General features: G+C 71.5%; 18 protein-coding genes. 6 read left to right on the top strand and 12 right to left on the bottom strand.

The genetic code is table 11. The features are described 5' to 3' along the window. Window positions 1-723: 723 nt before the first annotated feature. Window positions 724-1,638 (bottom strand): allantoinase PuuE, encoded by a 915-nt coding sequence (gene puuE, locus OG472_RS01095; RefSeq protein WP_405940663.1) that lies wholly within the window; start codon window positions 1,636-1,638, stop codon window positions 724-726. Window positions 1,639-1,889: 251 nt separating this feature from the next. Further along, window positions 1,890-2,606 carry a hypothetical protein gene (locus tag OG472_RS01090; RefSeq protein WP_405940662.1) on the bottom strand — a complete coding sequence of 239 codons (717 nt, stop codon included), beginning with the start codon at window positions 2,604-2,606 and terminating at the stop codon, window positions 1,890-1,892. Between the two features lie 200 nt (window positions 2,607-2,806). On the opposite strand from OG472_RS01090, the gene OG472_RS01085 reads away from it, so the two are divergent. From OG472_RS01085 to OG472_RS01075, 3 genes are all read left to right on the top strand, one after another. Beyond that, window positions 2,807-3,004 (top strand): hypothetical protein, encoded by a 198-nt coding sequence (locus OG472_RS01085; protein ID WP_405827060.1) that lies wholly within the window; start codon window positions 2,807-2,809, stop codon window positions 3,002-3,004. A gap of 189 nt (window positions 3,005-3,193) precedes the next feature. Further along, window positions 3,194-3,853 (top strand): nuclear transport factor 2 family protein, encoded by a 660-nt coding sequence (locus tag OG472_RS01080; RefSeq protein WP_405940661.1) that lies wholly within the window; start codon window positions 3,194-3,196, stop codon window positions 3,851-3,853. Between the two features lie 162 nt (window positions 3,854-4,015). Beyond that, window positions 4,016-4,513: a DUF1772 domain-containing protein gene (locus OG472_RS01075; RefSeq protein WP_401611418.1), complete on the top strand. Its 498-nt coding sequence runs from the start codon at window positions 4,016-4,018 to the stop codon at window positions 4,511-4,513. Between the two features lie 138 nt (window positions 4,514-4,651). On the opposite strand, the gene OG472_RS01070 is transcribed toward OG472_RS01075, so the two are convergent. The 7 genes from OG472_RS01070 to OG472_RS01040 all read right to left on the bottom strand — a co-directional run bounded on the left by OG472_RS01070 (window position 4,652) and on the right by OG472_RS01040 (window position 15,321). Then, a complete protein-coding gene (locus OG472_RS01070; RefSeq protein ID WP_401611416.1) occupies window positions 4,652-5,269 on the bottom strand; it encodes an anthrone oxygenase family protein in 618 nt (205 codons plus the stop codon). Window positions 5,270-5,426: 157 nt separating this feature from the next. Next, window positions 5,427-6,845, bottom strand: coding sequence for an adenosylhomocysteinase (gene ahcY, locus OG472_RS01065; protein ID WP_405940660.1), 1,419 nt, complete (start codon window positions 6,843-6,845; stop codon window positions 5,427-5,429). Between the two features lie 5 nt (window positions 6,846-6,850). Next, window positions 6,851-7,813, bottom strand: a complete 963-nt coding sequence (gene metF, locus OG472_RS01060) for a methylenetetrahydrofolate reductase [NAD(P)H] (RefSeq protein WP_405940659.1) — start codon at window positions 7,811-7,813, stop codon at window positions 6,851-6,853. A gap of 28 nt (window positions 7,814-7,841) precedes the next feature. After that, a complete protein-coding gene (gene metH, locus OG472_RS01055) occupies window positions 7,842-11,306 on the bottom strand; it encodes a methionine synthase (protein ID WP_405940658.1) in 3,465 nt (1,154 codons plus the stop codon). Further along, window positions 11,303-12,283 carry a carbohydrate kinase family protein gene (locus tag OG472_RS01050; RefSeq protein ID WP_405827055.1) on the bottom strand — a complete coding sequence of 327 codons (981 nt, stop codon included), beginning with the start codon at window positions 12,281-12,283 and terminating at the stop codon, window positions 11,303-11,305. Before OG472_RS01050 ends, metH begins: the two co-directional genes overlap by 4 nt. A 151-nt stretch (window positions 12,284-12,434) precedes the next feature. Further along, entirely contained in the window at window positions 12,435-13,643 is a 1,209-nt protein-coding gene (gene metK / locus OG472_RS01045) for a methionine adenosyltransferase (RefSeq protein ID WP_405834711.1), read from the bottom strand. Between the two features lie 208 nt (window positions 13,644-13,851). Then, on the bottom strand, window positions 13,852-15,321 hold the full coding sequence (locus OG472_RS01040; protein WP_401611406.1) for a multicopper oxidase family protein: 1,470 nt from the start codon (window positions 15,319-15,321) through the stop codon (window positions 13,852-13,854). A gap of 315 nt (window positions 15,322-15,636) precedes the next feature. Here OG472_RS01040 and OG472_RS01035 point away from each other — a divergent pair, with 315 nt between their 5' ends. From OG472_RS01035 to OG472_RS01025, 3 genes are all read left to right on the top strand, one after another. Continuing rightward, window positions 15,637-17,031, top strand: a complete 1,395-nt coding sequence (locus OG472_RS01035; RefSeq protein ID WP_401611405.1) for a pyridoxal phosphate-dependent decarboxylase family protein — start codon at window positions 15,637-15,639, stop codon at window positions 17,029-17,031. A gap of 170 nt (window positions 17,032-17,201) precedes the next feature. Continuing rightward, window positions 17,202-17,804: a hypothetical protein gene (locus OG472_RS01030; RefSeq protein ID WP_401611403.1), complete on the top strand. Its 603-nt coding sequence runs from the start codon at window positions 17,202-17,204 to the stop codon at window positions 17,802-17,804. Continuing rightward, window positions 17,801-18,436 (top strand): DUF6875 domain-containing protein, encoded by a 636-nt coding sequence (locus OG472_RS01025; RefSeq protein WP_383577067.1) that lies wholly within the window; start codon window positions 17,801-17,803, stop codon window positions 18,434-18,436. Before OG472_RS01030 ends, OG472_RS01025 begins: the two co-directional genes overlap by 4 nt. A gap of 129 nt (window positions 18,437-18,565) precedes the next feature. Here OG472_RS01025 and OG472_RS01020 read toward each other — a convergent pair whose 3' ends face one another. From OG472_RS01020 to OG472_RS01010, 3 genes are read right to left on the bottom strand one after another with little or no spacing between them, the layout of a single operon-like run. After that, the gene (locus tag OG472_RS01020; RefSeq protein ID WP_405827052.1) at window positions 18,566-19,402 is read right to left on the bottom strand and encodes an alpha/beta hydrolase; all 837 of its coding nucleotides are present in this window, start codon (window positions 19,400-19,402) and stop codon (window positions 18,566-18,568) included. Next, window positions 19,399-20,121 carry an indole-3-glycerol-phosphate synthase gene (locus OG472_RS01015; RefSeq protein WP_401611400.1) on the bottom strand — a complete coding sequence of 241 codons (723 nt, stop codon included), beginning with the start codon at window positions 20,119-20,121 and terminating at the stop codon, window positions 19,399-19,401. The genes OG472_RS01020 and OG472_RS01015 overlap by 4 nt, the downstream gene beginning before the upstream one ends. Further along, window positions 20,118-20,870, bottom strand: a complete 753-nt coding sequence (locus tag OG472_RS01010; protein WP_405834726.1) for an N-(5'-phosphoribosyl)anthranilate isomerase — start codon at window positions 20,868-20,870, stop codon at window positions 20,118-20,120. The genes OG472_RS01015 and OG472_RS01010 overlap by 4 nt, the downstream gene beginning before the upstream one ends. Window position 20,871: the final 1 nt, after the last annotated feature.

Genomic DNA, 20,871 nt, shown 5'->3' with positions numbered 1-20,871 from the left:
CGCCTCCGGACCTCCGGTTCCGGGGTCGCCGGGTCGCCTTCGGCCTCCCGTGCTTTTGGGCCGCTGCGGGCCCCCGTGTTTTTCGGTCGCCGCCGAGCCCTGGGGATGCCTTCGGGTTTCCCGGGCTCCCCGGTCGCCTCCGGATCCCAGGCCCCCGGGCCCCGGACCGCCTCCGGGCCCCGGCTGGGCCCCAGGCTCTGGGTTGCCTCCCGGACCCCCGCCGGGTTGCCGGTCGCGGTCGCCTCTGGCCTGCTGGGCCTCCGGGCCGGCTCCGGGCTGCCCCGGACCTCCGGTTCCCGGGTCGCCCCGGGCTCCCAGGCTCGCGGGTCACCTCCGGGCCGCTGCCGCGCCCCCGGCCCTGGGCCACCTCCGGGCCCCCGGCCCTGGGCCACCTCCGGGCCCCCGGCCCTGGGCCACCTCCGGGCCCCCGGCTCTGGGTAGCCTCCAGGTTCCCGGCCCCCCGGACCGCCGCCGGATCCTAGCCGGACCCCTGGACTCCCGGGCCGCTTCCGGCTCCCAGAGCCCCGGGCCGTCCCCGGACCTCCGGTTCCCGTCCCGGGCCCGGGTCGTCTCCGGGTTGCCCCCGGCCCCCGGCCCCCCCGGATCCCGGCCCCCGGCCCCCCGGATCCCGGCCCCCGGCCCCCCGGATCCCGGCTTGCTTCCGGGCTGCCCCGCTGCTGGGGCTGCGGGTTTTCGGGTCGGTTCCGGGTTTCCGTAAGGATTTCAGCGCGGGGGTGGGGGTGGGTGGGTGGTGAGCCAGTGGTGTGCGATCTGCTCGCGGGTGGCGATCCAGGCCCCGCCCCGCTGCGCAAGGTGTTTCAAGAACCCGTCGAGCACGCGGATACGCCCGGGCCGGCCGATGATCCGGCAGTGCATGCCCACGCTCATCATCCGCGGCCGCTCGATGCCCTCGGCGTGGAGCACCTCGAACGTGTCGATGAGATACGCGAGCATGTCGTTGGCTGTTGTGAAGCCGTGGACGATCAGGAACTTGAAGTCGTTCGTATCCAGGCTGTACGGGACCACGAGGTGCGGGCGGCCGCCCGCCTGCACGTAGAACGGCAGGTCGTCCGAGTAGTCGTCGCAGTCGTAGAGGAAACCGCCCTCCTCGGCGACCAGGCGCCGTGTGGCGGGGCTGGTCCGGCCGGTGTACCAGCCGACGGGCCGGCGTCCCACGAGGCGCTCGATCGTGGCGACCGTGCGCGCGATGTCGGCGCGCTCGACCTCCTCGGGCACGTGGCGGTAGTCGATCCAGCGCCAGCCGTGGCCCGCCACCTCCCAGCCCGCGGCGCCCATCGCGCGCGCCGCGGCAGGGTTGCGCTCCAGGGCCCGGCCCACCGCGTAGACGGTGAGCGGCGCACCATGCGCCGTGAGCGTGCGGTGGACACGCCAGAAGCCGGCGCGCGCACCGTAGGCGAACATCGACTCGGCGTTCAGATCACGCCCGCCCACCACGGGCGGCGTACCGACGAGCTCGTGAAGGAACCCCTCCGAGGCGCGGTCGCCCTCAAGGACGCTCTGCTCCCCGCCTTCCTCGTAGTTCAGGACAAGACTGACCGCGACGCGGGCACCGCCGGGCCAGGCGGCATGCGGCGGCTCGCCACCGTAACCGACGAGGTCGCGCTGATCCCCGGACACGGCCCGCACCCTACCCCCGGCACCCGCCCCAACCCCGGCGACGCGACGCGACGCCAGACCTCCAACAGAAAGAAGAAGAAAGGAAGGAGGGAGGGCAAGGAGGAGGGAGGGCAAGGAGGGTGGGCCGCCAGCCGCCAGCCGCCAGCCGCCAGCCGCCAGCCGCCAGCCGCCAGCCGCCAGCCGCCAGCCGCCAGCCGCCAGCCGCCAGCCGCCAGCCGCCAGCCGGTGCGCGGTGGGTGGTGGGTGGCGGGTTACCGGTGTCCCGCGCCCCCCGGCCCCGGCCCCGCCCCTGTCCCCGACTCCGGTCCCGGCCCCGCCCCTGTCCCCGACTCCGGTCCCGCCCCCGTCCCTGGTCGGGAGGGGGCCGGTCGGGAGGTTTTCCTGGAGCGGTTGCGGTCCAGGGACCAGGCGCCCGCGCCCACCAGCACGGCCGCCCCGGCCCCGTACACCGGCAGCCACAGGGTCGTCGTGGACGCCAGGCACTCGGCGACGGCCTTGCGGCGCTGGGCCTCCTGCGCGTACGCCACCGCGGCGCCGTCGCCTGCGGCCAGGCCCGCGACCGCCGCCCGCGTGCGGATCACCTCGTACCTGCCGAGCCCCTCACAGCCGCTGCGCGTGCCCGGCATCGGGAACAGCCACTCCCAGCGCTGCATCATGGGGGCCAGCGCGATCGCCGCGCACAGCCCGACGACGAGCGAGTAGGCGACCAGGGCGCGCAGGTACGCCGTCCGGATGCCGGGCCTCCATTCGGGCTGACCCCGGAAGGCGAAGACCACCGCGAACAGTGTCACCCCGATGTAGGTGGCGAACCACTGCCAGGAACCCTGCGCGAGTGCGAACGTCAGGACAGCGGCGAGCCCGATGCCGATGACCCCGGCCTGGCCTTCGCCGTCACCGCCCGCTCCGTCCGCCCGGGCCGCGCCGGACGGCTGGGGCCGGCGGGTTTCTCGGGGGCCGATCTCGTTCACGGGCCCCTCCTGCACGGTGGGAGGCATCGCCCCCAGCATCCGCCGCGCACCGCCGCACCGCCCAGGCGCCATGCCGAAGACGGTCCGAACGGCCCGCGGACGGCGCCCGGATGCAGGAGCCGCACCAGGGGCAGCCCGCCGGTGATGTCCTGTCAGGAAACGCTGCAGCAGCGAGAATCGGGTGTGCAAGGGTGGGAGGCGTGACGTTCGGTTTCGAAGCGGAACGGACACGGGCGAAAGGGGGACGCGGCCCTGCGCCTCGCCTCCGCCGTGCCGTCGCCGACTCCACCGTCGCGGCCGGCATCTGGTACCTGTGGGTGCGGCCCGGGGTCTACGCCTGCGACATGGCCGCGGCGCTGCCCGGCACCGTGGTCCTGGAACCGCTCGGGCAGAAGTAGGGGGAGTCCCGTCCGCCGGCCCGGGGTGCGGTGGTGCCGGACGGGAGGTGCGGGTCCGGCGCGTCCCGGGGGCGGGCGTGGACAGGGGTGGACAGGTTTGGGCACTCCCGGGGCCCTGCGGAGTCTGGAGAGTGGACGGCGCCCGGTATGAGGCTGTGTGCCACACACCCGCCCCAAGGAGCAACAGCCATGGCATCCCGCCCGATCCGCACGATGACCATCCTGACCGCCGCCGCAGCCCTGTACGCCACCGCCCACACCATCACCGCCCACGCCGCCTCAACCGCTGCCCCCACCCCCACTGCCCACGCCGCCACCGCCTCACCCCCCGCCACCACCACCCCCGCCCCCACCCCCGCCCCCGCCACCACCATCCCCGCCCCCGCCGCCCCGGCTTCCGCGACCGCCTCCTTCGGGCATGGTGCGCGCGGCACCGGCCGGCAGACGCCGTGGATCGTCACCGCGTGGGCCCGTGCCTGGAACGGCACCGATCCCCGCGCCCTCGGCGCCCTGTTCACCGCCGACGGCACCTACACCGACGAGGCCGTGGCCGTCACTTTCCGCGGACGGGGACAGATCGCGGGGTGGAAGGCCCGCGCCGACACCCTCATCGACCACGTCCGCGTCACCGTCCGCACCACCCGCACCGAGGGGGACCGCGTCACCGTCCAATCCCTCTACTCCGGCCATCTCAAGGGCGCGCCCAAGCCCTTCGCCGTGCCGATGACCACCGTCCTCGGCCTCGACGCCGGCCACTGCCGGATCGTCTTCGACCGGGACCACTACAGCCTGGCCGCGGTCCTGTCCCAGTCCGGCCTGCCCGCCGACTGGACCCCGCCCGCCGCCTGACGGGGCGCCGGCCGCTCGAGAACCACTCGAAGGCGGCTCGAATCACCCACCGCCGCAGCCCGCCGCGCCCGTATGATCCCCATGACTTGACGATTCGATGACCCGTTCCCGAAGAATCGATGACCGACAGACTTGGCGGACGGACGAACAGGGGGACGCACGATGGAGACCGCACGCCTGGCCTCGCTCATCGCGGCCACGCTCACCACCGCACTGGTCAGTGGCCTCTTCTACGGTTTCTCCGTCTCCGTGATGCCCGGACTCAAGCGCACCGACGACCGTACGGTCATCGAGGTCATGCAGCGCATCAACGTGGCCATCCTCAACGGCTGGTTCGTCCTCGGCTACATCGGGGCGTTCCTGTTCACCGCGCTGGCCCTGGCCCTCCACGTCCCCTCCGACGGCCGTGACGTGCTGCCGCCGCTGATCGCGGCCCTGGTCTGCTACATCGTCTCGATGGGCGTCACCAACAAGGTGAACATCCCGCTGAACAACATGCTCGAGAAGGCCGGCCCCGCCGACCGGATCCCCGACCCCGCAGCCGTCCGCCGCGCCTTCGAGGGCCCCTGGTCCCGTGCGAACGTGTGGCGCACCCTGCTGTGCACGGCCTCCGTGGGCTTCCTGGCCTGGGCGCTGTACCTGCACGGCCAGAGCGCCTGACCCCCCGCCCCTCCCCGGCCGGCCGTCCCCCCGGCCGGCCGGGGACGGACGGGATACACGAAGTCCCCCGGCCAGACGGCCGGGGGACTTCGCGATGCTGCCATGTGTACAAGGCGGGGGGTGTGGGGGGCTTGTGGTTCAGCGGGTGGCGCGCCCGTACAGGACCAGGGCACGGGACAGGGCCGTCAGGGCCGCCGTGCACAGCAGGGTGCGGACGATGTTGGTGGAGACCCAGGTGCCCTTGAACTTGTCGACGATCGAGAAGTCGCTCAGCTGCGCCGCGTCACCCGCGTCGGCGAGTTCGTTGTTGAGCGGGATGTTCACCGAGAAGGTGATCATCAGGACGAGGAAGTAGGCCACCGTCGCCGCCCCCACCCAGATCGCCACGGTACGGCGGCCCTTGCGGAACTCGACGATCGCCGAGGCCGCGGAGGCGAGCAGGGCCAGCACGAAGGCCATGCCGAAGATTGCGTTCCCGTCGATCGCCGCGTTGAAGTTCTGCATCGCGGTGACGTAGGTGCGCTCGTCGCCCGCGGCCAGACCCGGCATCACCGAGACGTCGAAGGCGAAGAAGAGGCCGGCCATCAAACCCATGAGGATCGTGGAGACCAGCAGGAGGGCGGTGGCCGCCTTGCCGCGCCCGGCGGGCGCGGGGGAGTGGGGCTGGGGCGGGGCGTAGGGGCCGGGCTGGGTCTGGTACGGGCTCGGGCCTCCGGCGGAGTAATGCTGGGGGCTGCCGGCCGGGTTGGGGTTCATGGGACATCCTCGTCTGGGGTGGTGGGAGCACTGCTCTTTCGGCACGGACATCCGATCGTGACACTCCCGGGGACACCCGGCCATGGGCTTTCCACCGGCTCTCGAGCGAGCCTCGAGAGCCGGTGGCTCGATCTTTTCGGTTACCGGCCGGGGGTGGTCAGTAGCGGTAGTGGTCCGGCTTGTAGGGGCCCTCGACCTGGACGCCGATGTAGGCGGCCTGCTCGGGGCGCAGGGTGGTCAGGCGGACGCCGAGGGCGTCGAGGTGCAGGCGGGCGACCTTCTCGTCGAGGTGCTTGGGCAGCACGTACACCTCGGTCGGGTACTCCTCGGGCTTGGTGAAGAGCTCGATCTGGGCCAGGGTCTGGTCCGCGAAGGAGTTCGACATGACGAAGGAGGGGTGGCCGGTCGCGTTGCCCAGGTTCAGCAGACGGCCCTCGGACAGCACGATCAGGACCTTGCCGTCGGGGAACTTCCAGGTGTGGACCTGCGGCTTGACCTCGTCCTTGACGATGCCGTCGATCTTCGCGAGACCGGCCATGTCGATCTCGTTGTCGAAGTGGCCGATGTTGCCCACGATGGCCTGGTGCTTCATCTTGGCCATGTCGGCGGCCATGATGATGTCCTTGTTGCCGGTCGTGGTGATGAAGATGTCCGCCGTCTCGACGACATCGTCGAGGGTGGCGACCTGGTAGCCGTCCATCGCCGCCTGCAGCGCGCAGATCGGGTCGATCTCGGTGACGATCACGCGGGCGCCCTGGCCGCGCAGGGACTCGGCGCAGCCCTTGCCGACGTCGCCGTAGCCGAAGACCACGGCCGTCTTGCCGCCGATGAGGACGTCGGTGGCACGGTTGATGCCGTCGATCAGCGAGTGACGGCAGCCGTACTTGTTGTCGAACTTCGACTTCGTCACCGCATCGTTCACGTTGATCGCCGGGAACAGCAGAGTGCCCTCGGCCATCATCTCGTACAGGCGGTGGACACCCGTGGTGGTCTCCTCCGTCACGCCGCGTATCCCGGACGCGAGAGTGCTCCAGTCGATGGGGGTCTTCTGCAGCAGGCCCAGGACCAGGGCCATTTCCTCGTTGCCGGCGGTGGACGGGTCCGGCACGGCGCCGGCCTTCTGGTACTCGACGCCCTTGTGGACCAGGAGGGTTGCGTCCCCGCCGTCGTCGAGGATCATGTTGGGTCCCGCATGGCCGGGCCAGGTCAGCGCCTGCTCGGTGCACCACCAGTACTCTTCCAGTGTCTCGCCCTTCCAGGCGAAGACGGGGACGCCCTGCGGGCTCTGTGGGGTGCCGTTCGGGCCCACCGCGACGGCGGCGGCCGCGTGGTCCTGGGTGGAGTAGATGTTGCAGGACACCCAGCGCACCTCGGCGCCCAGCGCCACGAGCGTCTCGATCAGGACGGCGGTCTGCACGGTCATGTGCAGGGAGCCGGTGATCCTCGCCCCGGCCAGCGGCCGGGAGGGGGCGTACTCCTTGCGGATCGACATCAGACCGGGCATCTCGTGCTCGGCCAGGGTGATCTCCTTGCGGCCGAAGTCCGCGAGTGAGAGATCGGCGACCTTGAAGTCCATGGGTTCTACTCCGTGATGGTGGCGGCTGGGTTCCTGACATTCAGGTTCAGGTTCAGGTTCTGATGGATCTCTAGAGTCGCGGTGGACTTGTTGAGGGTGATGTAGTGCAGGCCCGGCGCACCCTCGGCGAGCAGGCGCTCGGCCATGACGGTCGCGTACTCGACACCGATGCGGTGGCCGTCCGCCGGGTCGTCCTTCGCCGCCTCCAGCCGCCGGGCCAGTGCGGCCGGGAAGCGGGCGTCGCTGAGCTCGGCGAACCGCCGGATCTGGCGGAAATCGGTGGCCGGCATGATCTCGGGGATGACCGGTGTCAGGCAGCCGACAGAGGAGAGCCGGTCGCGCAGGCGCAGGTAGTCCTCGGCGTGGAAGAACATCTGGGTGATGGCGTAGTCGGCGCCGGCCCGGCACTTGGCGGCGAAGTGCCGGATGTCCTCGCTCCAGCCGGGCGAGCGGGGATGACGCTCGGGGAACGCCGCGACACCCACCGTGAAGTCACCCAACTGCCGTATCAAAGTGACCAGTTCGTGGGCGTGGGTCAGCCCGTGCGGATGCGGCGTCCACTGCCCCTTCGGGTCACCGGGCGGGTCACCGCGCAGGGCGAGCACGTCACGGATGCCCGCGTCGGCGTACTGGCCGATGATGTGGCGCAGCTCGGCGACCGAGTGTCCCACCGCCGTCAGGTGCGCGACCGGGCGCAGCGTGGTCTGCGCCGCGATGCGCTTGGTGACCTCCACGGTGCGGTCGCGGGAGGAGCCGCCGGCCCCGTAGGTGACGGACACGAAGGACGGCGCGAACGGCTCGATCCGGCGGATCGCCGCCCACAGGGTGCGCTCCCCGGCGTCGCTCTTCGGCGGGAAGAACTCGAACGAGAAGGTCCGCCGGCCCCTCGCCAGCAGCTCGCGCACTGACGGGGAGGCGGGCGCCGTGGTGCGGGGGCGGTCGGTGGTGGCGGCCAGAGCAGCCGGCATGTCGGGCTCCTTTCCAACTCATCCGGTCTCAGCGTGCGTTGAAATACTTCGCTTCGGGGTGGTGGATCACGATCGCGTCGGTGGACTGCTCCGGGTGGAGCTGGAACTCCTCCGAAAGGCGCACCCCGATCCGCTCCGGCTGCAGGAGACCGGCGATCTTCGCGCGGTCCTCCAGGTCGGGGCAGGCGGGATAGCCCAGCGAGTAGCGGCAGCCCTGGTACTCGGTACGCAACATGCCGTCCATGGAGAGGGGATCGGATCCGGCGATGCCCAGTTCGCCGCGGACGCGGGCGTGCCAGTACTCGGCCAGGGCCTCGGCGAGCTGCACGGACAGGCCGTGCAGCTCCATGTACTCGCGGTAGGCGTCGGCGGCGAAGAGCCGGGCCGTCTCCTGGCCGATGCGGCTGCCGACCGTCACGACCTGGAAGCCGACGACGTCGGTTGCCCCGCTGTCCTCGGAGCGGAAGAAGTCCGCCAGGCACAGCCGCCGTCCGCGGCTCTGGCGGGGGAAGGTGAAACGGGTCCGCTCGGATCCGTTCTCGTCGAGGACGATCAGGTCCTCGCCCTTGGAGACGCACCGGAAGTAGCCGTGCACCACGGCCGCCTCCAGCAGGGCGCCGGTGTGCAGGCGCTCCAGCCAGCCGCGCAGCCGCGGGCGCCCGTCGCTCTCGATGGTCTCGGCGTCCTTCAGACCCCACTGGCCCTTGAACAGGGCGCTCTCGTCCAGCCAGGAGGCGTACTCCTTGAGGGGGATGCCCTTGACGACGCGGGTGCCCCAGAACGGCGGGGCGGGGACCGGGTTGTCGACGGCGACGTCGGAGCGGCCGCCGGGCTGTGGCTTCACCGCCAGGAGCGGGGTGTCCCTCCTGGCGACGCGGCGCTGCTTCAGCGGCGGCAGCACGGCGCCGGGAACACCGCGTTTGACGCCCATCAGGGCGTCCATCAGGCGCAGGCCCTCGAAGGCGTCGCGGGCGTAGCGGACTTCGCCCTCGTAGATCTCGTGGAGGTCCTGTTCGACGTAGGCGCGGGTCAGGGCGGCGCCGCCGAGGATGACCGGGTAGTGGGCGGCCAGCTTGCGCTGGTTGAGCTCCTCCAGGTTCTCCTTCATGATCACGGTCGACTTCACCAGCAGACCGGACATGCCGATCACGTCGGCCTTGTGCTCCTGCGCCGCCTCCAGGATCGCCGAGACCGGCTGCTTGATGCCGATGTTGACGACGTTGTAGCCGTTGTTGGTGAGGATGATGTCGACGAGGTTCTTGCCGATGTCGTGGACGTCACCGCGGACCGTGGCCAGCACGATCGTGCCCTTGCCCTCGTCGTCGGTCTTCTCCATGTGCGGCTCGAGGTAGGCCACGGCCGTCTTCATGACCTCCGCGGACTGCAGCACGAACGGAAGCTGCATCTGCCCCGACCCGAACAGCTCACCGACGACCTTCATGCCCTCCAGCAGCGTGTCGTTGACGATGTCCAGGGCCGGGCGGGTCTGGAGAGCCTCGTCCAGGTCGGCCTCCAGGCCGTTCTTCTCACCGTCGATGATGCGCCGCTGCAGTCGCTCGTCCAGCGGCAGCGCAAGGAGTTCCTCGGCGCGGCCGGCCTTCAGCGACTTGGTGTTGACGCCCTCGAAGAGGGCCATCAGCTTCTGCAGCGGGTCATAGCCCTCCGCCCGCCGGTCGTAGATCAGATCCAGGGCGGTGGTGACCTGCTCCTCGTCGAACCGGGCGATCGGCAGGATCTTCGAGGCGTGCACGATCGCCGAATCCAGACCCGCCTTCACACACTCGTCCAGGAACACCGAGTTCAGCAGGACCCGCGCCGCCGGATTGAGGCCGAAGGAGATGTTGGACAGGCCCAAAGTGGTCTGCACGTCCGGATGGCGGCGCTTGAGCTCGCGGATCGCCTCGATCGTGGCGATCCCGTCGCCCCGCGACTCCTCCTGGCCGGTGCAGATCGTGAAGGTGAGCGTGTCGATGAGGATGTCCGACTCGCGGATCCCCCAGTTCCCCGTCAGGTCCTCGATGAGGCGTTCGGCGATGGCGACCTTGTGCCCGACGGTGCGGGCCTGGCCCTCTTCGTCGATGGTCAGCGCGATCAGTGCGGCGCCGTGCTCCTGGGCCAGTTGGGTGACCTTGGCGAAGCGGGACCCGGGGCCGTCACCGTCCTCGTAGTTCACCGAGTTGATGACCGCACGCCCGCCCAGCTTCTCCAGACCCGCCCGGATGACCGGGACCTCGGTCGAGTCCAGCACGATCGGCAGCGTCGAGGCCGTCGCGAAGCGGCCCGCCAGCTCCTCCATGTCGGCGACGCCGTCACGGCCCACGTAGTCCACACACAGATCCAGCATGTGCGCGCCCTCACGGATCTGGTCCCGGGCCATCTCCACACAGTCGTCCCAGCGGGCCTCCAGCATCGCCTCACGGAACTTCTTGGAGCCGTTGGCGTTGGTGCGCTCACCGATCGCCATGTACGAGGTGTCCTGACGGAACGCAACCGTCTGATACAGCGAGGCCGCACCCGGCTCCGGCCGCCCACTGCGCTCGGTCACCGCCGTGCCGCGGACCCGCTCCACCACCTGCCGCAGATGCTCCGGCGTCGTACCACAGCAGCCGCCCACCAGGGAGAGCCCGTACTCGCGGACGAAGGTCTCCTGGGCGTCCGCCAGCTCCGACGCGCTCAGCGGATAGTGCGCACCCTCCTTCGTCAGCACCGGAAGCCCCGCGTTGGGCATGCAGGACAGCGGGATGCGGGCATGGCGCGCCAGATACCGCAGGTGCTCGCTCATCTCCGCAGGCCCGGTCGCACAGTTCAGACCGATCATGTCGATGCCCAGCGGCTCCAGCGCCGTCAGGGCCGCACCGATCTCCGAGCCCAGCAGCATCGTGCCCGTCGTCTCCACCGTCACCGAGCAGATCAGCGGCACGCCGACACCCAGCGCCTCCATCGCCCGCCGGGCACCGATGATCGAGGACTTCGTCTGCAACAGGTCCTGCGTCGTCTCCACCAGCAGCGCATCCGCCCCGCCGGCGATCAGACCCTCCGCGTTGACCTGATAGGCGTCACGGATCTTCGCGTAGGCGATGTGCCCCAGCGTCGGCAGCTTCGTACCCGGCCCCATCGAGCCCAGCACCCACCGCTGCCGCCCCGTCGACACCGTGAACTCGTCCGCGACCTCACGGGCGATACGCGCACCCGCCTCCGACAGCTCGAAATTGCGCTCCGCGATGTCGTACTCCGCCAGCGCCGCGAAGTTCGCACCGAACGTGTTCGTCTCGACGCAGTCCACACCCACCGCGAAGTACGCCTCGTGCACCGTGCGCACAATGTCCGGACGCGTCACGTTCAAAACCTCGTTGCAGCCCTCCAGCTGCTGGAAGTCCTCCATCGAGGGGTCCTGCGCCTGCAGCATCGTCCCCATCGCGCCGTCGGCGACCACCACCCGCGTCGCGAGCGCCTCCCGCAGGGCATCGGCGCGCGCCTGCGCGTCCGCCGTCATGCCGCCCACCCCGGCTTCGCCCCCAGCAGCCCCGCCGCACGCTCCCCGTACACCGTACGGACCGTGGCCAGCAAAGCCTCCGGCCGGACCTCGTACGCCTGGGACCCGACCGTCGCCAGGACCAGCGCCGACATCGCGCAGCCGAGCTGCGCGGCCGTCTCGAGCGGCAGGCCCCAGCCGACGGCGGCCAGGAAACCGGAGCGGAAGGCGTCGCCGACACCGGTCGGGTCCTCGGCGCGGACACCGGGGACCGCGCCGACCGTGACGGCCGGCTCGCCCCTGCGGTCGATACGGACGCCCTGTGCGCCCAGGGTGGTCACCCACGTACCGACGCGGTCGAGGACCTCCCGGTGGCTCCACCCGGCCCGCTCACGCAGCAGCGCCGACTCGTACTCGTTGGTGAACAGCCAGCGCGCCCCGGTGACCAGGGAGCGCACCTCCTCGCCGGTGAGGCGGGCCAGCTGCTGCGAGGGGTCGGCGGCGAAGTCGATGTCCAGATCCCGGGCCTGCTCGGTGTGGCGGACCATCGCACCGGGATCGTTGGGCGAGACGAGCACCAGGTCGAGGGGAGCGCGGTCATGGACGGCACGCAGGTCGATACGGCCGGCCTCGGCCATGGCGCCCGCGTAGAAGGCGGCGATCTGGTTGGTGTCCTGGTCGGTCATGCACATGAAACGGGCGGTCTGGTGCTCGCACGAGACGTACACCGAGCCGGTGTCGACGCCGTGTTCCTTGAGCCAGACCTCGTACTCGGCGAAGTCCGGGCCCACCGCACCCACCAGAAGGGGGTCGAGGCCGAGGCTGCCGAGGCCGAAGGCGATGTTGGCCGCCACCCCGCCCCGCCGCACCTGGAGGGTGTCGACGAGAAACGACAACGAGACGTGTGCCAGCTGGTCGGGGAGCAGCTGGTCGACGAACCGGCCCGGGAAGGCCATGAGGTGATCTGTGGCGATGGATCCGGTCACCGCGATACGCACGTGGACTCCTGTGAACTCATCTGATGCCGGCGGGGCGAGACAGGGCGAGGCGGGGCAGGGTGTGTGTGGGGGGGCCTGACACGGGCGGAGCAGGCAGGGCTGGCGGGGCGGGGTGCCGGGGGCCCGGTGGGGGCGGGCCGGGCCGGGGTGCTCAGGCGCCGGCGACGGCCTTCAACTGCTCGGCGCGGTCGGTGCGCTCCCACGTGAAGTCGGGCAGCTCACGGCCGAAGTGGCCGTAGGCGGCGGTCTGCGCGTAGATCGGCCGCAGCAGGTCCAGATCCCGGATGATCGCGGCCGGACGCAGATCGAAGACCTCCGCGATGGCCCGCTCGATCCGGCCGGTGGGCACCGTGTGCGTACCGAAGGTCTCCACGAACAGACCCACCGGCTCCGCCTTCCCGATCGCGTACGCGACCTGCACCTCGCAGCGCGCCGCCAGACCGGCTGCGACCACGTTCTTGGCGACCCAGCGCATCGCGTACGCGGCGGAGCGGTCGACCTTGGACGGGTCCTTGCCGGAGAACGCGCCGCCGCCGTGGCGGGCCATCCCCCCGTACGTGTCGATGATGATCTTGCGGCCGGTCAGGCCGGCGTCGCCCATCGGGCCGCCGATCTCGAAACGCCCGGTCGGGTTCACCAGCAGCCGGTAGCCCTCGGTCTCCAGCTTGATGCCGTCCTCGGCGAGCTGACGCAGCGTGTGCTCGACGACCGATGCGCGGATGTCCGGGGCCAGCAGGGCCTCCAGATCGATATCGCCGGCGTGCTGGGTCGAGACGACCACCGTGTCCAGGCGCACGGCCTTGTCACCGTCGTACTCGATGGTGACCTGCGTCTTGCCGTCCGGCCGCAGGTACGGGATCGTCCCGTTCTTGCGGACCTCGCTCAGCCGGCGCGAGAGCCGGTGCGCGAGGTGGATCGGCAGCGGCATCAGCTCCGGCGTCTCATCGCAGGCATAGCCGAACATCAGGCCCTGGTCACCGGCGCCCTGCCGGTCCAGCTCGTCCTCCTCGCCCTCCACCCGGCTCTCATAGGCCGCATCGACGCCCTGCGCGATGTCCGGGGACTGCGCCCCGATGGACACCGACACGCCGCAGGAGGCACCGTCGAAGCCCTTCTGCGAGGAGTCGTAGCCGATCTCCAGGATCTTGTCCCGCACCAGCTGCGCGATGGGGGCGTAGGCCTGCGTGGTGACCTCGCCGGCTATGTGCACGAGACCGGTGGTGATCAGCGTCTCCACCGCCACCCGCGAAGCCGGGTCCTGGGCGAGGAGCGCATCGAGGATCGTGTCGCTGATCTGGTCGGCGATCTTGTCGGGGTGACCCTCGGTCACGGACTCCGAGGTGAACAGACGGCGGGACATCTCACTCCTGGTGGTGTGGGGACACGTCGGTCGGATCGGTCGGATCAATCGGATCGGTCAGGGGTCGGGCGTGGGGGACACGGCCGGACACGGTCTGTTGCCCAGGATCCTGCCGCCCGCTCCTCGGCCCGTCCTCGAGAGCGCGTCGAGCGGACCTGGCCGGTTCCCCCACCTCCCCTCCAAGCGGCACACCCCTGCGCGGGCACCGCTACCGGATACGGAAATTGGCCATCATGCCCATCGCCGAGTGGTCCAGCAGATGACAGTGGTAGACGTACGTCCCCCGGAACGTGTCGAAGGTGACGTGCAGCTTCACCGTCTCGCCGGGGAACAGCCGGACCGTGTCCTTCAGCCCGGCCTCGCCCGGCGCCACCGCCACCCCGCCCCGCTCCAGCACCCGGAACTGGACCAGATGCATGTGAAAGTTGTGCGGGACGATCTTGTTGGCGTTGGTGACCGTCCAGATCTCCGAGCTGCCGTGGGCGATCGTCTGGTCGATGCGCTGGTAGTCCCAGACCTGCCCGTCCATGAACCCCCGCGGCTCCTGGCGGCCGTCCTCGTCCATGCTCAACACGATGCTGCGCTCGACCGTGGCCTTCGCCATCGCCGGCAGGGTCCGCAGCCTCTCCGGCACCCGCGACGCATCCGATGCCGTGCGCACCACGTCGAAACGCAGCACCTGGCCCACCTGGTCGGGGCTCCCCGGCCCCAGGGTGTTCTCCAGAACGATCTTCGTACCGACCCGGTAGCGCGAGAAGTCGATGACCACATCCGCCCGCTCCGCCGGGGACAGCCCGATCGTGTCCGTCGGGAAGGGGGCCTCCAGCAGGCCCCCGTCCGAACCGATCTGGATCATCTGGCCGCCGTCCGACAGACGCAGCTGGAAGAAACGCATGTTGGAGGAGTTCAGCAGCCGGAACCGGTACTTGCGGGCCGCGACCTCCACATACGGGCTCGGGCGGCCGTTGGCCAGGATCGTGGTCCGCCCGAACACGTCGTCCATCACATACACCAGCTGGCCCGCCTCGTCGAAGCGGGCATCACGCAGCGCGATCGGAACCTCGTACTGGCCGGACGGCAGCGGCAGCGACCGCTCCGTCTCGTCCGACAGCAGATAGGCCGCGGACAGGCCGCGGAAGACGTGCTCCGACTCCATGTGGTGCGCGTGGTCGTGGAACCACAGGCCGGCGCCCGGCTGCTGGTTCGGATACGTGTAGGTACGCGAGGTGTTCGGCGCGAACGTGTCCATCGGGCCGCCGTCGTTCTCCGGCGAGACGCTGCCGCCGTGCAGGTGCACCGAGACCGGCATGGTGAGGGTGTTGCGGTGCCGGATCACCACCTTGCGCCCGCTGCGGGCCCGCAGCACCGGCCCCGGGAAGTGACCGTCGTAGGTCAACACCTTCGTCTGCACGCCGGGAATGATCTCCCGCGCCACCTCCTTGACGGTGACCGCATAGGTGTCCTGGCCGCCCAGCGTCGATATCGGCTGGAGCACCGGCGCCATCGGCATCCGCACACTGAACGGCGGCGGGACCGCGACCGGCCGGACCCCGGCCGCCCCCGTAGCGGAGGCCTCGGCGCTGCGCGCACCCAGCAGCGGCGTCAGGCCACCGGTGGTGAGCAGGCCGGCGCCGGTCGCGGCGACGGCACCGCCGAGCAAGCTGCGTCTGGTGACCATGGGATTTTCCTCCTGGGAAGGGTGCGTGCGGGCGGACGCCCGAGAACGGCACCGGGCGCGCCGAGGACGGCCTGCCGCGGTATGCGGCGGCCCGTGTGCCGGTGCCTGCGGGCAGCCGGCGGGGCAGTACCCCGCGTGGCGCTCGCGCCGCGAGTGCACCAGACGCGCCTTGCGCATCACTCGAGCCCAGATGGTGTGCGGGCGTCAGGCGTTGCGCGGGCCTTGCGGGGCCTTCGCAACCCTCCTCATGCGTACGTACGACCGCGTACGCCCGACTCGTGCCGCCGGACCGGGCGGCCGCTGGGGGAGGCACCCGTGGACCTGCACGACCTGCACGACTTACGCGACTGGCTGCCGCGCGCACTCACGGTGGCGCAGCAGTGGGGAGGGCAGTTCGGCCCCTACCAGACCCACGACGCGCACCGCGTCCACCCCGACGCCTTCACCGAGGCCTTCGACCGCCTCGCCAAGCGGATGGACCACAACTATCCGTTCTTCCACCCGCGCTACGCCGGACAGATGGTCAAACCACCCCACCCGGCGGCCGTCACCGGCTACCTCACCGCCATGCTCTTCAACCCCAACAACCACGCCGCCGAAGGCGGACCCGCCACCACCGAGATGGAACGCGAGGCGGTCGCCGACCTCGCCGCCATGTTCGGGCTCGACGCACACGTCGGACACCTCACCACCAGCGGCACCATGGCCAACCTGGAAGCCCTCTACGTCGCCCGCCAGCTCCACCCCGACCGCGGCATCGCCTACAGCGGCGAATGCCACTACACCCACGAGCGGATGTGCCACGTCCTGGGCATGCAGGGCCACCGCATCCCCACCGACGCGCACGGCCGCATCGACCTCGAAGCACTCGAGAGCGCCCTGCGCACGGGCCGTATCGGCACCGTCGTCGTCACCACCGGAACCACCGGCCTCGGCGCCGTCGACCCGGTCCACGAAGTCCTGCCGCTGGCCCGCCGGTACGGGGCACGGGTCCACGTCGACGCCGCCTACGGCGGCTTCTACGCCATCCTGGGCCGGGCCGGCACCGGCGCCGTCGACGCCGCCCCCTGGCAGGCGATCGCCGCATGCGACTCCGTGGTCGTGGACCCCCACAAGCAGGGCCTGCAGCCCTACGGCTGCGGCGCCGTCCTCTTCCCCGACCCGCGGGCCGGCCGGCACTTCGCCCACGACTCGCCCTACACCTACTTCACCGACGCCGACCTCCACCTGGGCGAGATCAGCCTGGAATGCTCACGCGCGGGCGCAGCCGCCGCCGCCCTGTGGCTGACCCTGCAACTGCTGCCCCTCACACCGGACGGCTTCGGACGCATCCTCACCGCGAACCGCCGGGCCGCCCTGCACTGGGCCGACCTGCTGACCGACTCCGACGAACTGGACCTCTACCAGCGCCCGGACCTCGACATCGTCACCTACTTCCCCACCACCGCCGCCAAAACCCTGTCCTCGATCGACGCGGCCTGCGACCGCCTGCTGCGCGACGGCATGACCGCAGAGGCAGACCCCGTGTTCCTGAGCGTGCTGCGCGCCGACGCGGACGCCTTCGTACGCCGCCACCCGCGCGTGGTACGGGACGCGCAGGCGGCCCGGGTGATCCGCAGCGTCCTGATCAAGCCGGAGTCCGAGCACTACCTGCCGACCCTGCACGCCCGCGTCGAGGAACTGGCCGCCCACGGCCGCACAACGTCCTGACGGCCGCCCCTGCCCCCGCCCCCCGACAGCCGACCGCCGATGCCGACTGCCGACGGCCGCAGCCCCTCTGCCTCCCCCCACCCCACACACCCGTCCCACCCACTCCGCCCCGCCCCCTCCCTTTCCCGTTCCCGTTGCTGTTTCGTCCTTCCGACCGGAGGTTCCCCGCTTTGTCCCCGAACGCGTCCAGCCCGACCGCCTTATCCCGGCCGAACCGGCCCTCCCACGACCACCTGTCCGCCCTGCTGTCCGCCGCCTTCCACGACGACGCGCTGACCCGCTGGATGATCCCCGACGAGCGGCTGCGCACCGAGCTCCTCCCCGGCTTCTTCCGGGTCTTCGTCGAACTCTCCGCCGCCCACGACGGGATCCTCACCACCCCCGACGGCGACGCGGTGCTCCTGTTCCTGCCGCCCGGCGCCCAACCCGACGAGGAAGCCCTCGACGCCGCCTTCACCCGGGCCCTGGGCGCGCACACGGACGCGCTGCGCACCATCGCCCGCCTCCAGGCCGAACGCCACCCGCACACCCCGCACTACTACGTCTCCTTCGGCGCCGTCCGCCCCGGCCGCCAGCAGGGCGGCCTGATGTCCCGCCTCCTCGCCGAGATCACGGCCCGCGCGGATGCCGACGGCACCGGCACCTACACGGAGGCCAGCTCACCGGGCGGCGAGGCAACGACCCGGCGCGCCGGCTTCGACCGCCTGGGCACCGACATCGCCCTGCCCGACGGCGGCCCCGTACTGCGACCGATGTGGAGGAACCCCCGATGAGGGGAGACGACCTGATCCAGTCCTGGACCAGCAGCCAGGTCGCCCGCGGCGAAGCACCGCCCGAAGCCATCGGAGTGCTGCTGCAAGTCCTCATGTGGAGCAGGGACTTCCTCGTCTCCAGCCACCCCGAACTGGGCCGCACCGGACCCGTGTGCCCCTACACCCAGCCCTCACTGCGCAAGGACCTGTTCCACCTGGCCCTGCCCTCCGCCGGATGCGAGAACCTGGCCATGGCCGTCGACTCGCTGCGCACCCGCCACGCGGCCCTGTCGCAGCCGCTGTCGCCCGAGGACCGCGAACTCCTCACCATCCTGCTGGTCCTGCCCGGCTTCGACCCCACCGACTCGGTGGAACTGGACGAACTCCAGCGCAAGGCGAAGGACGAGTTCGTCGCCGAGGGCCTGATGATCGGCCAGTTCCACCCGGTCTGCGAGGAACCGGGCCTCTACAACGAGGCCTTCCGCCCGCTGCGCGCCCCGCTGCCGCTGCTGGCGGTCCGCAAACTCCTGGTCTTCGACCTGCCCTTCCTGGTGAGCGACGACTCCCACATGGACCACTACCTGCAGCGGTTCGCGCCGGCCCTCCCGGCCCGGATCCGCGACCAGCTGGTGAGCCGGGTGGTCGCCGCCTGACCACCTGCCCCCTCTGTGACGACCGGCCGGCCGCGCCCCCATCTTCTTTGCGGGGCGCGGCCGTTCGGCGTACAAGCCACCCGCGAGAGCCCGTGGCAGAGCGCGGGGGAGGGCGGGGGAGTGCGGGGGCTAGGAGCGCAGGCAGTCCTCCAGGAAGGCCAGGACGCGCAGGTGGTAGGCGGTGGCCGCGTGGCCGAGGCTGATGTTGTGGCCCGCCGCGGCCAGGTGTTCCAGGGTCACCCGGGGGGCCGCGGTCAGGAGGGAGGTCATCGAGGCGAGGGTGGAGTCGTCCAGGTGCCACCACGCCTCGTGCTCCGCGAAGGTGAGGCGGACGGGGATTCGGATGCGGGGGGCCAGTTCCTCGTACTGGCCCGGCCAGCGCACGGTTTCCGCGCTCTCGCGCGCCGGGGTGGGGGCCAGCAGTGTCCGGCTGGCCTGGAAGGTGCCGCGCGGGTAGAGGTTCAGGGGGCCCCAGTTGAGTTTGGAGGCGCCGCCGCCGAGGGTGGAGGGGAAGTGCAGGGCCTGCGGGTCGTAGTGGTAGCCGACGCCCGAGGCGTCCAGGCCCAGGAGGGGGACGGCGCCGTCGGTGGCCGCCGTGTGCAGGGCCACCTTGCCGCCGTCGGAGTGGCCCAGGAGGAAGACGCCGGCGCCGATGGTGTGCGCGGCCGCGTGTTCCTTGAGGGCCGCGTGGAGGGTTTCCGCCTGGCCGGCCAGGCTCTGGCCCTCGGCCAGCAGGTCCGCCGAGTCGCCGTAGCCCGGCCGGTCCAGGGCCAGGACCGCGTGGCCCAGGCCGGTGGCGAGGGGGATGAAGGAGTTCCAGTACGCCGCCCGCATGCCCCGGCCGTGGATGGCCAGGATCGTGGAGCGGACCTCCCGGCCCGCGGGCAGGGCCAGCAGACCCGACAGGGGGATGCCCGCGGCGTTCAGCGTGTGGGGGCGTGCGCCGCCCGTCAGGGAGTGGTTCATCGCAGGGCCAGCCCCTTCCGGGCGCCCGCCATCGCGTCCACCCACTCCACGGGGGAACCCGTGCGCAGCAGCGAGGTGCCCACCAGCAGTCCCCCGAAGCCGGCGTCCAGGAGGCGGGCGGCGCTCGCCGGGCCGTCGATGCCGCTCGCGCTCACCGGGCAGGCGACACCGGCCGCGCGCAGCGCCGGGAGCAGGCCGAGGGAGCGGCCCAGGTCGCCGGCGCCCCGCTCGCGGGTCTTGATGTCCTTGTTGTTGACCGCGATCACACACTCCTCAAGATGGTGGACCGTTTCGAGTTCGGCCTCCGTGGTGATCTCCACGAACGGGGTGAGCCCGGCCAGCAGGCACTCCGTCACCAGGGTCCGCATGCTCGATGCCGGCAGCAGTGCCGCCGTCAGCAGCACCGCCGAGGCCCCGAGCTCCTTCGCCGTGCGGATCTGGTCCTTCCTGGTGATGAAGTCCTTCTGCAGGAGCGGCAGGCCGGTCAGGGCGGCCACGTCCCGCAGCAGCGCGGGCGAGCCGCCGAACCAGCGGCCCGTGACCACCGAGATGCACGGGGCGCCCGCGCTCTCGTACGCCTCCACGATCGCGGCGGGAATCCGGCCGCCGAGCATGTCGTAGCCGTGGGCGTCGCGCCGTTTCACCTCCATCACCACGGGGGTCGGCGAGGCCAGGAGGGCCTCGAGAAAAGGGAAGCCGTTCCGGTTCTGCTGCGTCATCGCGAGAGCTCCAGTCGGGGAGGGTCGGGGACGCCGCCGGCGACGGCGGCGGTGTGGGGGATGCCGGTGCGCCAGGCACGGGCCAGGGCGGCGATCTCCGGGACGCCGAAGCGGCCCGTCACCCGGTTGCGGGCCGCCGTGTCCACATCGATGCCGCGGAATCCGCTGTGGCGCACGACGTCCTCGTAGGCGGGACGGCCCGCCGCGCTCAGACCGCCGGCCAGGAGGAAGGGACGGGTGAGCCGGGGCAGCAAAGCGGTCAGGCGCCCCGGGTCGAGGGCGGCGCCGGTACTGCCGATCCGGCCGTCCCCGGTGGCGGTGTCGATGAGGAACAGGTCGGTGCCGGCCCGCTCGTACGCACCGATCAGCGGGCGCTCCACACAGCCGCCCGCCTCGTCGACGTGCAGCACCTTGACGAGGCCGACCTCCGCCGGCAGCGCCTCGCGCAGCGCCCGTACGACGGCCGGCGGCTGGTAGGCGTGGAGCTGGACCCAGGCGACACCGGTACGCCGCACGATCGCGGCCAGCTCGCCCGCATCGGCCAGGAACGTCACCAGCACCGGCAGGAGCCCGGCCGGCCGGGCCGCCGCCACAAGGGCGGCGAGCCCGTCCAGAGCCAGTTCCGACGGGCCGCCGGGTACGCCGTGCCAGAGCCCGACGCAGTCCGCCCCGGCGGCCGCCGCCGCCTCGATGTCACCGAGGCCCGTGGCCCCGCAGACCTTCAGCAGCGTCTGGGACAGCGGGCGCATG

The organism is Streptomyces sp. NBC_00207 (assembly GCF_045160965.1).
Lineage (GTDB): Bacteria > Actinomycetota > Actinomycetes > Streptomycetales > Streptomycetaceae > Streptomyces.
Note: the sequence above shows the minus strand (reverse complement) of the source record. Positions and strands in the feature narration are given on the sequence as shown.